Raw genomic sequence first — 13,088 nt, 5'->3', positions numbered from 1 at the left:
CGGGCGCGATCAGTCGGTCTCGACCAGGTAGCGCGAGTAGGCGGGGAGGGTGAGGAAGGCGGGGAACTCGGTTCCGAGCGCGACTTCGCGGAAGATCGCTGCAGCGTCGTCGAACCGGTCGCCCTCGAAGCGCGACACCTCGCCCAGCACCTGGGAGATCAGCCCCTCGACGTACTCACGGGTGATGGGCGTGCCGTCCTCAGTGGTCCGGTCCTGGTGGATCCACTGCCAGATCTGGGAGCGGCTAATCTCGGCGGTCGCGGCGTCCTCCATGAGGTTGTCGATCGCCACGGCTCCGAGGCCTCGGAGCCACGCTTCGATGTACCGGATGCCGACAGACACGTTGCCGTAGACGCCGGATGCCGTGATGGGGCGACCGATGTGCACATCGATGAGATCTGCGGCGCGCACCGACACGTCGGGTCGCTGCCGGTCGAGCTGGTTGGGTCGGTCGCCGAGGACCGCGTCGAACTCCGCGCGCGCCACCGGGATCAGGTCGGGATGGGCCACCCACGTGCCATCGAACCCGTCGCCGGCCTCCCGCTTCTTGTCGGCTGCCACCTTCTCAAAGGCACGCTCGGTCACCTCGGGATCGCGGCGGTTGGGGATGAAGGCACTCATGCCGCCGATCGCGAAGGCACCCCGCTTGTGGCAGGTCTTCACGAGCAGTTCGGTGTAGGCCCGCATGAACGGCACCGTCATTGTCACTTCGCTGCGGTCGGGCAGCACGAACCGCGCCCCGCGGCCGCGGTAGTTCTTGATGATCGAGAAGATGTAGTCCCAGCGGCCGGCATTCAGGCCCGCGACGTGGTCCCGCATCTCGAAGAGGATCTCCTCCATCTCGAAGGCGGCGGGCAGGGTCTCGATCAGCACCGTGGCGCGGATCGTGCCGTGCTCGATGCCGAGGTAGCGCTCACTGAAGGTGAACACGTCGTCCCAGAGCTTGGCTTCCTCCGCGGACTCGAGCTTGGCGATGTAGAAGTAGGGACCCACTCCGTTCTCGATCAGCTGCTTCGCGTTGTGGAAGAAGTAGAGCCCGAAGTCCACGAGCGAGCCCGAGGCATCCATCGTGCGTCCGGTGCGGTCGGTGTAGCGCAGGTGCTTCTCGACGAGGTGCCACCCCCGCGGGCGCATCACGATCGTCGGGGTCTGTTCGGCGGTGACCTCGTAGCTCTTACCTTCAGGGCTCGTGAACTGCAGCTGGCCGCGAATGGCGTCGTACAGGCTCAGCTGCCCCTCGATCACGTTCTTCCAGGTGGGGCTGGTCGCGTCTTCCTGGTCGGCGAGCCACACCTTCGCTCCCGAGTTCAAAGCGTTGATCGTCATCTTCGGGTCGGTGGGGCCGGTGATCTCCACGCGCCGGTCCTCGAGGCCGGGGCCGGCGCCGGCCACCCGCCACTCGTCGTCGTGGCGGATGTGCGCGGTGTCGTCGCGGAACTGCGGGTCGTGGCCGTTGCCGATCTCGAACCGGCGCCGCATCCGGTCGGCGAGGCGATCGTGACGGCGGGCCGAGAATCGAGAATGCAGCTCAGTGAGGAACGCGAGCGCGTCGGGTGTGAGGATCTCGTCGTAGCGATCGCGGATCGGGCCGACGACCTCGAGCACCGCCGCGGCGCTCGAGGTCGGCACGGGGGCCGTCCGGGCGGGCATCGGGGTGGTGGTTGCAGTCATGGCGCATCCGTCCTGTCTGGTCTCTCATCCGCCGGCTTCTCATCCGGTGGATCGACGCCTGGTTGGTCGTCGTGCACCTACTCTCCGTGAAGTTTTGGCGCCAACCTGACCAGATCGGTTGTGAAGATCACACGAAATTCCGCTTCTGTGACAGAATCGGCGCTATGACGAGCCTCACAGCGCCGGAAGAGTCGCTCCCGGCGATGACAACGGATGACGACGATGTCATCGACACACTCACCATCGGCAGGCGCATCCGCCAGTTGCGCACCGAGCGGCGGATGACCCTCGACGACCTGGCGGCGGCGGTCGACCGTGCTCCGAGCCAGTTGTCGATGATCGAGAACGGAAAGCGAGAGCCCAAGCTCACGCTGCTACGCACCATCGCGCGCGCGCTCGGAACGGATCTGGACGCCCTGCTGGAGTCAGAGCCGCTGGACGAGCGCGCGACGATGGAGGTCTCCCTCGAGCGGGCGATGCGGGGGCCGACCTTCCAGGCACTCGGAATCTCCCCGTTTCGCATCGGTCGCTCACTCCCCGATGAGGTGCTCGCGGCGATGCTTGCGTTGCAGGGCGAGATCGAGCGGCTGCGAGACGAACGGGCAGCCACTCCGGAAGTGGCGCGCCGCGCGAACCTGTCCCTACGCCGCCTTATGACCAGTCAGCAGAACTATTTCGCCGACCTCGAGGCTCACGCCCGCGACCTGTTGGCCGCCGTCGGACACACCGGTGGCCCGCTCACGCAGCGCACGGCATCCGATATCGCGGCCCACCTCGGCTTCACGATCCATTACGTCTCGGATGTCCCGCTGACCACGCGCAGCGTCCTGGACCTCAAGCACGGCAGGCTGTACCTCTCGAGCACGATCGCCAGCAAGCGCGATGCCCGCACTGCGGTGCTGCAGTCACTGGCTAGCCGCATCCTGAGCCATGCTGAGCCCGCCAGCTACGGTGACTTCCTGCGACAGCGCGTCGAGATCAACTATCTGACGGGGGCGCTCCTCATGCCGGAGGCCGACGCCGTGCCGTTTCTGCAGGAAGCCAAGGCTCGCCGCGCGCTGTCCATCGAAGACCTGCGTGACGCGTACTCGGTCTCGTACGAGACGGCAGCTCACCGATTCACGAACCTCGCGACGGTTCACCTCGATCTTCCGGTGCACTTTCTGAAGGTCCATGAGTCGGGCACGATCACCAAGGCCTACGAGAACGACGACGTGAACTTCCCGACCGACCGGTTCGGTTCCATCGAGGGGCAGATGTGCTGCCGCAAATGGACGAGCCGCGTCGTGTTCGACATCCCCGACCGGTTCAACCCGTACTTCCAGTACACCGACACCGGTAACGGGACCTACTGGTGCACCGCGCGCGTCGAGCCCTCGTCCGAGGGGCTCCATTCGGTCAGCGTGGGCGTGCGCTTCGACGACACGAAGTGGTTCATCGGCCGTGAGACGACCAATCGTGGCCTCTCCCGCCATTCGGTGGAGGTGTGCTGTCGCCGCGCGCCGGCAGAGCTGGAGTCATCCTGGCGTGGTCACTCCTGGCCGAACGTGCGTACCCCGCGCACGCTCCTTGCCACCCTCCCTACGGGGGCGTTCCCCGGTGTGGACACGACAGACATCTACGAGTTCCTCGAGGCCCACGCACCCGAGTGAGCCGGGCTGACCTCATCGCCCGGCGATGAGGTCAGCGACCCGCGCGAGGGCAGATGTGCGTGATCCACCGCGGGCCTCTAGCCGGTCGGCCCCGCGGTAGGCGGTGTAGATCGCGTTGACGGCGGTCCATCGCAGCGGCTCGATCTCCCACCGCCTGGCTCGATGATCCACCCACGGCAGGCGCGTGAGGTCGGTGCGACGGCGCAACAGCAGGTCGGCGAGCGTGCGCCCGGCGAGGTTTGTCGCTGTGACTCCGGTCCCGACGTAGCCCCCTGCCCATCCGAGCCCGGTCGCGCGGTCGAAGCCGACGGTCGCCGACCAGTCCCGCGGTACGCCGAGCACACCGGCCCAGGCATGAGCGACCGGCACACCACGCGTGGCCGGGAAGAAGTCGTGCAACAACTCGGTGAGCGAACGGATCGTGCGTTCCTGAGTGCGCCCGTCAGTATCGACGCGGGATCCGTAGCGGTAGGGCACCCCACGGCCGCCGAATGCGATGCGGTCATCAGCTGTGCGCTGTGCGTACATGTACACATGCGCGAAGTCGCCAAGGGCCTCTCGCCCCGACCAGCCGATCGCGTCCCACACGCCGCTCGGGAGCGGCTCGGTGACGATCATCGACGAGTTCATCGGCAGCCACGTGCGGTGCTCGTGACGCAGGCCCGCGGTGAACCCTTCGGTCGCGCGGATGACGGCGTCGGCGCGAACCGTGCCGAGATCAGTCTCGACGCGTCCGGGCTCGATCGTTCGAGCTGTCGTCTGCTCGAAGATCCTCACACCCGCCCGTTCCACCGTTTCGGCAAGGCCCGCGGCGAGCTTCGCCGGGTGGATGCGTGCGCAGTGCGGATGCCAGAGACCACCGAGCACGCCCGCGACGTCGATGCGCGAGCGAGCACCCTCGGCATCCAGTTCGTGCACGTCAGTGTGGGGCCACGACAGTTCTTCGGCGGCAGTCTTGCGGAGGCGGGCGAGTTGCGCGGGGGTGCGGGCGATCTCGAGCTCGCCGCCCGCCACGATGTCGGCGTCGATGCCTTCGCGGCGGGTGACCTCGATGACCTCCCTCACGGTGTCGTTCAGTGCTCGTTGCTGCGCGATCGCGGCATCCCGCCCGTGGCGGGCGACGTACTGCGAGCGGTCTCCCGTAACCGAGTTGGTCAGCCAGCCACCGTTACGGCCTGACGCTCCGAAGCCCGCGAAACTCTGCTCGATGACGCCGACGCGCAGGTCGGGTTGTGCCAGCTTGAGGTAGTAAGCCGTCCACATTCCGGTGTACCCGGCGCCGACGATGCAGACGTCCAGCGTGAGGTCACCCGGGAGCGGCGCGCGAGGGGCCGGGGTACCGCCGATGTCTCGCCACCACCACGACACGCCACCATTGATCACGCGATGATTCTCCCACGACGGGAGCCGTCGCGTAAGTGATTGAGGACGACGGATTCCGACGTTCGAGCCGGACGGGTCGCGCGCGATCGATCGTCCAGCTATCCTCACGACATGAGCCAACTCGATAGCCCCACGGTCCCGCTCGGCGGCCCCACGCTCCCGCAGGAGCGACGCCTGGTCACGTCCATTCCGGGCCCGCGATCGCAGGAGCTGATGGCCCGCAAGGCTGCAGCAGTGTCGGCCGGTGTGGGGCACACGGCGCCGCTGTCGATCGTGGCTGCAGGCGGGGGCATCCTGCTGGACGCCGACGGCAACTCGATCGTGGACCTCGGTTCTGGCATCGCCGTCACCTCTATCGGCAATGCACACCCCGCCGTGGTCGCGGCAGTGCAGCAGCAGGTCGGCCAATTCACCCACACGTGTTTCATGGTGGCGCCCTACGAGCCATACGTGGCGGTGGCAGAGGCGCTGAACCGCATCACCCCGGGCGATCACGAGAAGAAGACTGCACTGTTCAACTCGGGTGCCGAGGCCGTCGAGAACGCGGTGAAGATCGCACGCAAACACACCGGCCGGCAGGCTGTCGTCGCTTTTGATCACGGCTACCACGGCCGCACGAACCTCACGATGGCCCTCACCGCCAAGCACATGCCCTACAAGGCCGGATTCGGCCCCTTCGCTCCAGAGATCTACCGGGCGCCGATGTCTTACCCCTACCGAGACGGGCTCGACGGTGCCGCCGCAGCAAAGCGTGCGATCGGCGTCATCGAGAAGCACGTCGGAGTCACGGATGTCGCGGCGATCATCATCGAGCCGATCCAGGGCGAGGGCGGATTCATCGTCCCGGCCGACGGCTTCCTACCCGCCCTGCAGGAGTGGGCGAACGCCAACGGGGTCGTCCTGATCGCCGACGAGATCCAGACCGGCTTCGCCCGTACCGGTGCGATGTTCGCCAGCGACCTGTTCGGTATCGTCCCCGACCTGATCACCACGGCCAAGGGGATCGCCGGCGGGCTGCCGCTTGCCGCCGTCACGGGACGAGCCGAGATCATGGATGCCTCGCACACCGGAGGACTCGGTGGCACCTACGGTGGCAACCCTGTCGCGTGCGCCGCGGCCCTCGCGGCCATCGAGGTGTACGAGACCGAGGACCTGTCGGCGCGGGCGCGGCACATCGGCGACGTTCTCGAACGGCGCTTGCGCGACATTCAGGCATCCGACCCGCGTCTGGGCGACATCCGAGGGAGGGGCGCGATGATCGCTGTCGAGTTCGTCGACCCCGCCACGGGTGAGCCGGATGCCGCTCTCACGTCCCGCGTCGTTCGTGCCGCCCTCGACCAGGGCGTGTTGATGCTCACCTGCGGCACGTATGGGAACGTGATCCGCTTCCTGCCGCCCCTGGTCATCGGCGATGACCTGCTCGATGATGCACTGGACGTGTTGGCACACGTCCTGTCATCGTCGTGACCAACCGACCACCGTTCGCTGCCGACCGAGGAGGACCCATGAGTATCTACGCCGTCGTTAATCCCGCCACCGGGGAGACGCTTGCCACCTACCCCACCATGACGGATGCCGAGGCCACAGCTGCGATTGCGGCAGCCGACGATGCCTACCGCACCTGGGGCCGCACCTCCGCTCCTGCCGAGCGCGCCGAGCTCGTGCGGCGCGCGGCGCAGCTGCACCGCGAGAGGCGAGATGAGCTTGCCGAGATCATCGTCCGCGAGATGGGCAAGCCGCTGTCGGCAGCTCTCGGCGAGGTCGACTTCGCTGCCGACATCACCGAGTACTACGCCGACAACTACGAGAAGATCACCGGTGACACGCCTCTCGACATCCTCGCCGAGGGAACCGCCGTCATCCGTCGCTCGCCCCTGGGGGTGCTGTTGGGCATCATGCCGTGGAACTTCCCGTACTACCAGGTCGCACGTTTCGCCGCTCCGAACCTGGTCATCGGCAACACCATCCTGCTCAAGCATGCTCCCCAGTGCCCCGAGTCGGCGGCGGCGATCGCGGCGATCTACCGGGATGCCGGGTTCCCGGAGGGCGCCTACGTCGATGTGCGTCTGACCAATGAGCAGGCTGCGACAGTGATCGCTGATCCTCGCGTCCAGGGCGTCTCAGTGACCGGTTCGGAGCGCGCGGGCGCCGCTGTCGCCGAGGTGGCCGGTCGCAACCTCAAGAAGGTCGCACTCGAGCTCGGTGGCTCCGACCCGTTCATCGTGCTCTCCACCGACGACCTCGATGCGACGGTGGACATGGCGGTCGAGGCCAGGCTCGACAACAACGGCCAGTCCTGCAACGCCCCCAAGCGCTTCATCATCATCGATGAGCTCTACGACGCGTTCGTGGAGAAGTTCGTGGCGGCCATGGCTGCAGCCCCCCTCGGGGACCCCTTCGCCGACGACACGGTGATCGGTCCACTCTCGTCGCTGGCGGCAGCCGAGCGGCTCGAAGAGCAGGTGAACCGCGCCGTCGCGCAGGGCGCCACTGTCGAGCTCGGCGGTGCCCGAGACGGGGCGTTCTATCCCGCGACGGTGCTCACTGGAGTCACAGCCGACAACGACATCTACCGCGAGGAGCTGTTTGGGCCGGCGGGCGTGGTCTATCGCGTCGCCGACGAAGACGAGGCCATCGCCGTGGCGAACGCGACCAGCTACGGGCTCGGCTCGTACGTGTTCACGACCGATCCCGCACAGGCCGAGCGGGTGGCCGACGCCATCGAGGCTGGCATGGTGTACGTCAACATCGTGCTCGCTGACAGTCCTGAGCTTCCCTTCGGTGGCGTCAAGCGCTCCGGCACCTCGCGCGAGATGGGGCTGCTCGCTGCCGACGAGTTCGTCAACAAGAAACTCATCCGCGTCGCCTGATAGGCGCTTTTCCTCACAGCGGTCGTGGACCGCGCCAGGGCCAAGGGTCCCTAGTGCGGTCCACGACGCGCACTCACAATGAGGACATGGAAGAGATGATGGACGATGTCGTCGCCACTCTCAGCGACGCCGAGTGCTGGCAGCTTCTTACCGGTGAAGAGCTCGGTCGCCTGGTCACCCGGGTCGGAGATGTCCTCGACATCTTCCCCGTCAACTACGTCGTCGATCGGGACACCATCGTGTTCCGCACCGCCGAGGGAAGCAAGCTCGTCGAACTTACCGTCAACGATGAGGTGCTCTTCGAAGTCGACCACTACACCGACACCATGGCGTGGAGCGTCATCGTTCGCGGTCGCGCCCAGCGCCTCGCGACCGAGGAAGAGGTCGAAGCCGCCGACGAGCTTCCGCTTCGGCCCTGGTTACCGACATTGAAGTACCACTATGTTCGCGTGAGTGCCGAGTCCATGTCGGGTCGACGCTTCCGTCGCGGACCCGAGCCGGATCGGTACGGCATCGCCGACTATTGAGGCCTTGCCTCAGGCATCCGGGCGGTGACATGCCCGATCATGGTGAGGTGAACCCCGCGCGACTGTGGATTCCGGTTGTTGCCGGAGCCCTCACCGTTGCGCTCGGAATCCTGGCGGTCGCCGGCGTGCAGTGGCTCACCGCTGACCGGCGGCCGACCGCTGTCACTGCATCTCAGGCTGATGCGATCGCCGATGTCCTAGCCCAGAACGCGGCCTTCGCCGCCGACATCCGGCACGCCCGAGGTGAATACGTCGAAGCAGCTGCGGCATGGGAAGCCGACGCTGCGTGGATCGCGCAATGGCAGGAGAAGGACGCTGCTCCTCAGCCCGCGGTGCCGAACCCGGGAGGGCAGGAGTTCCCCGGAGACGATCCGCAGGGTCGCGCGTTCCTCGACTCGATCGGGGCGACCGAAGTGCACGTGATCTTCGATGCCGGTCCCGAGAATTGCGGGTACGCCGGACAGGAGGACGGGCCGAACACTCTGGTGGTGGGCGGGTGCTACCAGACCGCTTACCCCGACTGGCTGTTCGTCGCGTGGGAATCCGGCATCCAGCGACTGGCGTGGCCCATGTTCGTCCACGAAGCCATGCACTGGTACCAGTACCAGAACTTTTTCCCGTACCTGCTGGCCGCCGAGCGCACCGGAATCACTCACGACGATTACGAGTGGGCGCTCGAGACCGATGCGAGCTGCCGGGCGGTCTACCAGCACGGCATCGACCGGTCAGCCTTCGAGGGCTCCTCGTCGCCGTGCGACATCCAGGACTGGAGCGACGGATGGTTCGTCGACCAGCTCGTCGGGCTCGGGGTGCGAACGAGTGCCCCGACGCCCGAGGAGTTCGAGGTCAGTGCGGTGGTTCGCCCGTGAGTGGTGACCACGGGATACTCCGGGCGCGCAGGCCGATCATGCTCGCGCTCGCGCTCGTGTCGGCATCCGTGTTGCTGACGGCATGTGCTGGACCCGATCTCGATGAGCTCGAGACGGATGCCGCGGCCGTCTTCGACACCCTGGTGGAGGCTGCCGGAGCGGTCGAGGAGGGAACACTCCGCACTCTCGAAACGACGGGCCCGGAGGAGCAGTCCTGCGGCGAGCAGGATCGCGGCACCCAGCGCACATTCGCCGCGGTCGGTTCTGTCTCGGTGGGGGCGGACTACGCCGCCGAGGACGCACTCGTCGATGCCGTGACGGCGGCGATCGACCCGGAGGTGTGGGCGACGATCGACGCCGACGGACTCGCGGGGCGCGAGGGCGCGTGGGTGGACGAGAGCGGCATCGTGGCCACGGTCAGCTACGACTCTCCGCTTCTGGTGATCGCCGTGTTCACGCCGTGCCTCGAGGCCCCCTAAGGCGCGGGGACGGTTCGCCCGCCGTGAGGGCATGCCGTACACTTGACCTGCAGTAGAAGTCTGCATTCTTTCGCCGTGCCCGCGATCGGGACACATCCCTCCTTTCGCGTCGCGGCAGAAGACTGCAGACACCTCAAGGCCTTCCGGCCTTTAGGGCGGTAGCTCAATTGGCAGAGCAGCGGTCTCCAAAACCGCAGGTTGCAGGTTCGATTCCTGTCCGCCCTGCGCGTCAGCGCAAGCTGGCACAACAGAAGCAACCAGGTGGGATACATGGTCCAGGATGACGCCAAGGGCGAGATCGTTGCCAGTGGCAGCGCTCCTCGCGAGAAGAAGCTGAACGTCTTCGCGCGGATCGCCCTGTTCATCCGTCAGGTCTTTGCGGAGCTTCGCAAGGTCGTCACCCCGACGCGCCAGGAGCTCCTGAAGTACACGGCAGTCGTGCTCGGGTTCGTCGTCATCATGATGGCACTCGTGTGGGGAATGGACTACGTGTTCCTCTGGCTGACGACGCAGGTCTTCGGCGTTCCCGCCTGATCTGTTCGTCCTCACGGTGCGAGGCAGGATGCTGCATCGCGCCCGATCAAATGGAAGTGAACCAAACACGTGTCTGAACGATTTCTCGACGACGCCGACTGGGCGCCCTCGGCCGAGCAGTCCTCTGAGGAGGACGAGGCCCAGGAGGGCAACGAGCTCGCGCGCGAAGAGCACCAGAGCGATGCGGCCGAGCACGTCGCCATCCACATCGAGGATGAGGACGACGACGCGGACTACTCGGATGACGACGACGTCGAGGTGAGCGACCCGGAGGCTGATGCGATCGTGAACGATGCACTCGAGATCGACGAGGCAGCAGAGGCTGAAGCCGCTGCCGAGGTGCTGACCGACGACCTCGCCGAGGAAGAAGCCGAGCGCGCTGCCCACGCCGCCGAAGAGGTCACGCCTTACGACGGTCCCGAGCTCGGTGACGATGTCGACGAGGATGACGTGGCCGACGAGGATGAGACCGAGGAAGACCCGTACGAGGCATTCCGCGCGGAACTGCGGTCCCTCCCGGGCAAGTGGTACGTCATCCACTCCTACGCCGGCTTCGAGCGCAAGGTGAAGGCCAACATCGAGCAGCGCAAGTCGACGCTCGAGGTCGAAGAAGACATCTACCAGATCGAAGTTCCGATGGAAGATGTCGTCGAGATCAAGAACGGCCAGCGCAAGATGGTCACCCGCGTGCGCATCCCGGGCTACGTGCTCGTGCGCATGGAACTGAACGAAGACACCTGGTCGGTCGTTCGCCACACTCCCGGTGTCACCGGGTTCGTCGGCAACGCGCACAACCCGACGCCGCTGCGTTTCGAAGAGGCCTTCACGATGCTGAAGTCGCTCGTCGAGGTCAAGGAGACTGCTCCGGCCAAGGGCGGCGCGAGTGGAGCCAAGGGTCAGCCCGTGGCGCGCAGCGTCGTCACCGAAGTCGACTTCGAGATCGGTGAGACCATCACGATCAAGGAAGGCTCCTTCGCAGGCCTGCCGGGCTCGATCAGCGAGATCAAGCCCGAGAGCGGCAAGCTCACGGTGCTCGTGTCGCTCTTCGAGCGCGAGACCCCGGTCGAGCTCAGCTTCGACCAGGTCACCAAGCAGTAACGCAACCGCGCTCCAGCGCGATACAGACCACCGCTCCCGGAACGGCCGGGCTGCGGGAGAGAGGATGCCGATGGCATCCGCTCGATGAAAGGAAAGAAGAATGGCACCGAAGAAGAAGGTGACCGGCCTGATCAAGCTTCAGATCAACGCCGGTGCAGCCAACCCGGCGCCGCCGATCGGGCCCGCGCTCGGTCAGCACGGCGTCAACATCATGGAGTTCTGCAAGGCGTACAACGCGGCGACTGAGTCGCAGCGCGGCAACGTCATCCCCGTGGAGATCACCGTCTACGAGGACCGCAGCTTCACGTTCATCCTCAAGACCCCGCCGGCAGCCGAGCTGATCAAGAAGGCTGCGGGAGTGCAGAAGGGCTCGAAGACGCCGCACACGGCCAAGGTGGGCAAGCTCACCAAGGACCAGGTGCGTCAGATCGCCGAGACGAAGATGCCCGACCTGAACGCGAACGACATCGAGGCTGCCTCGCTGATCATCGCCGGCACCGCCCGTTCCATGGGCATCACGGTCGAGGACTGAGGGGGATAACGACAATGGCTACCAAGTCCAAGGCATACAACGAAGCCGCCGCGAAGATCGAGGCCGGCAAGTTCTATTCACCCAGCGAGGCTGTGAACTTGGCGAAGGAGACGGGCTCGAAGAAGTTCGACTCCACCGTCGAGGTCGCCCTCAAGCTCTCGGTCGACCCGCGCAAGGCAGACCAGATGGTGCGCGGCACGGTCATCCTGCCCCACGGTACCGGCAAGACTGCGCGCGTCATCGTGTTCGCGACCGGTCCTGCCGCCGAAGCGGCGATCGCCGCTGGCGCTGACGAGGTCGGCGGCGCCGAGCTGATCGAGAAGGTCGCCGGCGGCTACACCGCGTTCGACGCTGCAGTGTCGACCCCGGAACTGATGGGCCAGGTCGGGCGTCTGGGTAAGGTCCTCGGTCCCCGAGGCCTCATGCCCAACCCCAAGACCGGCACCGTGACCCCCAACCCCGCCAAGGCGGTCGAGGAGATCAAGGGCGGAAAGATCGAGTTCCGTGTCGACAAGCACGCCAATGTGCACTTCGTCGTCGGCAAGGCATCATTCTCGGCCGAGCAGCTCGATGAGAACCTCAAGGCTGCGCTCGACGAGATCGTTCGCCTGAAGCCCTCGAGCTCGAAGGGCCGCTACATCCAGAAGGGTGCAGTCTCGACGACGTTCGGTCCCGGCATCCCGCTGGACGTGAACAGCATCGCCTGAGCAACGATCTGATACGACGACGGCCTCCGCTTCGGCGGGGGCCGTTGTCGTTCATCCGCCGACGACGAGGCTCACGCCGAGGACGATCATCACGACCGCGATGATGGCGTCGAGGATGCGCCAGGCTCGGGGCGTCGCGAGCCAGCGACCGAGATAGCGGGCTCCGAACCCCAGTGCGCTGAACCAGAGGATGCTTGCCATCACGGCGCCGAGCGCGAAGAGCCACCGGTCATCGCCGTGGGTGTTGGCGACACCGCCGAGCAGAAACACCGTATCGAGGTAGACGTGGGGGTTCAGCCACGTAAGCGCGAGGACGGTGAGAACCGTCGCGGAGAGCCGTGTCGCGGTCGTGGTCGGCTGAACCTGCACGGGCCGTTCGGTAGCAGAACCCGCGATGTCATCGCGCGGGTCGTCCACAGTCAGTGCGCCCGCGGGACGCCACGCGCGCCTGGCAGCGAGGAGGCCGTAACCCACGAGGAAGGCCGCGCCCGCCCACCGCACGGCGGTCACCAGCCATGGCAGTGCAGCCAGTGCGAGCCCGACACCCGAGACGCCGAGCACGATGAGGATGGCGTCGGATGCGGCGCACACCACGACAACCGCCAGTACGTGCTCGCGCCGGATTCCCTGTCGAAGCACGAACAGGTTCTGTGCGCCGATGGCCACGATGAGCGATAGTCCGAGGCCGAGACCGGCGAGGAGGGGAGGGAGCACGCCTCGACGCTAGCTGGCGCGAGACATGCACTCCAGCTCAGGATTCTCACGG

At 66.3% G+C, this 13,088-nt stretch carries 13 protein-coding genes and 1 tRNA gene; 11 read left to right on the top strand and 3 right to left on the bottom strand.

All coding sequences use genetic code 11. The features are described from left to right. Window positions 1-9: 9 nt before the first annotated feature. Window positions 10-1,671 (bottom strand): malate synthase A, encoded by a 1,662-nt coding sequence (aceB, locus tag B4F19_RS03135; RefSeq protein WP_374198012.1) that lies wholly within the window; start codon window positions 1,669-1,671, stop codon window positions 10-12. A gap of 203 nt (window positions 1,672-1,874) precedes the next feature. Between aceB and B4F19_RS03130 the strand changes: the two genes are divergently transcribed. After that, complete coding sequence (locus tag B4F19_RS03130) at window positions 1,875-3,323, top strand: helix-turn-helix transcriptional regulator (protein ID WP_292732802.1); 1,449 nt, start codon at window positions 1,875-1,877, stop codon at window positions 3,321-3,323. A 12-nt stretch (window positions 3,324-3,335) separates the two neighbouring features. On the opposite strand, the gene B4F19_RS03125 is transcribed toward B4F19_RS03130, so the two are convergent. Beyond that, window positions 3,336-4,706, bottom strand: a complete 1,371-nt coding sequence (locus tag B4F19_RS03125) for an NAD(P)/FAD-dependent oxidoreductase (RefSeq protein ID WP_292732771.1) — start codon at window positions 4,704-4,706, stop codon at window positions 3,336-3,338. Window positions 4,707-4,817: 111 nt separating this feature from the next. Here B4F19_RS03125 and gabT point away from each other — a divergent pair, with 111 nt between their 5' ends. The 10 genes from gabT (at window position 4,818) to rplA (ending at window position 12,322) form a co-directional block, all read left to right on the top strand. Continuing rightward, a complete protein-coding gene (gene gabT / locus B4F19_RS03120; RefSeq protein ID WP_228177932.1) occupies window positions 4,818-6,173 on the top strand; it encodes a 4-aminobutyrate--2-oxoglutarate transaminase in 1,356 nt (451 codons plus the stop codon). Between the two features lie 38 nt (window positions 6,174-6,211). Further along, a complete protein-coding gene (locus B4F19_RS03115; RefSeq protein WP_292727848.1) occupies window positions 6,212-7,576 on the top strand; it encodes an NAD-dependent succinate-semialdehyde dehydrogenase in 1,365 nt (454 codons plus the stop codon). 86 nt (window positions 7,577-7,662) lie between these two features. Continuing rightward, window positions 7,663-8,103 carry a pyridoxamine 5'-phosphate oxidase family protein gene (locus tag B4F19_RS03110; RefSeq protein WP_228177934.1) on the top strand — a complete coding sequence of 147 codons (441 nt, stop codon included), beginning with the start codon at window positions 7,663-7,665 and terminating at the stop codon, window positions 8,101-8,103. Window positions 8,104-8,150: 47 nt separating this feature from the next. Then, complete coding sequence (locus tag B4F19_RS03105) at window positions 8,151-8,972, top strand: hypothetical protein (RefSeq protein ID WP_292732769.1); 822 nt, start codon at window positions 8,151-8,153, stop codon at window positions 8,970-8,972. Continuing rightward, complete coding sequence (locus B4F19_RS03100; RefSeq protein ID WP_292732767.1) at window positions 8,969-9,451, top strand: hypothetical protein; 483 nt, start codon at window positions 8,969-8,971, stop codon at window positions 9,449-9,451. The genes B4F19_RS03105 and B4F19_RS03100 overlap by 4 nt, the downstream gene beginning before the upstream one ends. Window positions 9,452-9,603: 152 nt before the next feature. Next, window positions 9,604-9,676, top strand: a tRNA-Trp gene (locus B4F19_RS03095). Window positions 9,677-9,721: 45 nt separating this feature from the next. Further along, window positions 9,722-9,985, top strand: a complete 264-nt coding sequence (gene secE, locus B4F19_RS03090; protein WP_228177937.1) for a preprotein translocase subunit SecE — start codon at window positions 9,722-9,724, stop codon at window positions 9,983-9,985. Window positions 9,986-10,054: 69 nt separating this feature from the next. Then, window positions 10,055-11,083: a transcription termination/antitermination protein NusG gene (nusG, locus tag B4F19_RS03085; RefSeq protein ID WP_292732765.1), complete on the top strand. Its 1,029-nt coding sequence runs from the start codon at window positions 10,055-10,057 to the stop codon at window positions 11,081-11,083. 100 nt (window positions 11,084-11,183) lie between these two features. Further along, the gene (rplK, locus tag B4F19_RS03080) at window positions 11,184-11,615 is read left to right on the top strand and encodes a 50S ribosomal protein L11 (protein ID WP_195692156.1); all 432 of its coding nucleotides are present in this window, start codon (window positions 11,184-11,186) and stop codon (window positions 11,613-11,615) included. 14 nt (window positions 11,616-11,629) lie between these two features. Continuing rightward, window positions 11,630-12,322 carry a 50S ribosomal protein L1 gene (gene rplA, locus B4F19_RS03075; RefSeq protein ID WP_228177939.1) on the top strand — a complete coding sequence of 231 codons (693 nt, stop codon included), beginning with the start codon at window positions 11,630-11,632 and terminating at the stop codon, window positions 12,320-12,322. 51 nt (window positions 12,323-12,373) lie between these two features. Here the strand turns inward: rplA and B4F19_RS03070 are convergent, their stop codons facing one another. Further along, window positions 12,374-13,036, bottom strand: a complete 663-nt coding sequence (locus tag B4F19_RS03070) for a LysE/ArgO family amino acid transporter (RefSeq protein ID WP_228177940.1) — start codon at window positions 13,034-13,036, stop codon at window positions 12,374-12,376. Window positions 13,037-13,088: the final 52 nt, after the last annotated feature.

Origin of the sequence: Microbacterium sp. UBA1097, from assembly GCF_002313585.1 — a bacterium.
In the GTDB taxonomy this organism is placed as follows: Bacteria; Actinomycetota; Actinomycetes; order Actinomycetales; family Microbacteriaceae; genus Microbacterium.
Note: the sequence above shows the minus strand (reverse complement) of the source record. Positions and strands in the feature narration are given on the sequence as shown.

Coding starts and splice junctions, on each gene's coding strand:
- rplA (WP_228177939.1), top strand. CDS start 11,630: ATGGCTACCAAGTCCAAGGCATACAACGAAGCCGCCGCGAAGATCGAG.
- B4F19_RS03130 (WP_292732802.1), top strand. CDS start 1,875: ATGACAACGGATGACGACGATGTCATCGACACACTCACCATCGGCAGG.
- gabT (WP_228177932.1), top strand. CDS start 4,818: ATGAGCCAACTCGATAGCCCCACGGTCCCGCTCGGCGGCCCCACGCTC.
- aceB (WP_374198012.1), bottom strand. CDS start 1,671: ATGACTGCAACCACCACCCCGATGCCCGCCCGGACGGCCCCCGTGCCG.
- B4F19_RS03115 (WP_292727848.1), top strand. CDS start 6,212: ATGAGTATCTACGCCGTCGTTAATCCCGCCACCGGGGAGACGCTTGCC.
- secE (WP_228177937.1), top strand. CDS start 9,722: ATGGTCCAGGATGACGCCAAGGGCGAGATCGTTGCCAGTGGCAGCGCT.
- rplK (WP_195692156.1), top strand. CDS start 11,184: ATGGCACCGAAGAAGAAGGTGACCGGCCTGATCAAGCTTCAGATCAAC.
- B4F19_RS03110 (WP_228177934.1), top strand. CDS start 7,663: ATGGAAGAGATGATGGACGATGTCGTCGCCACTCTCAGCGACGCCGAG.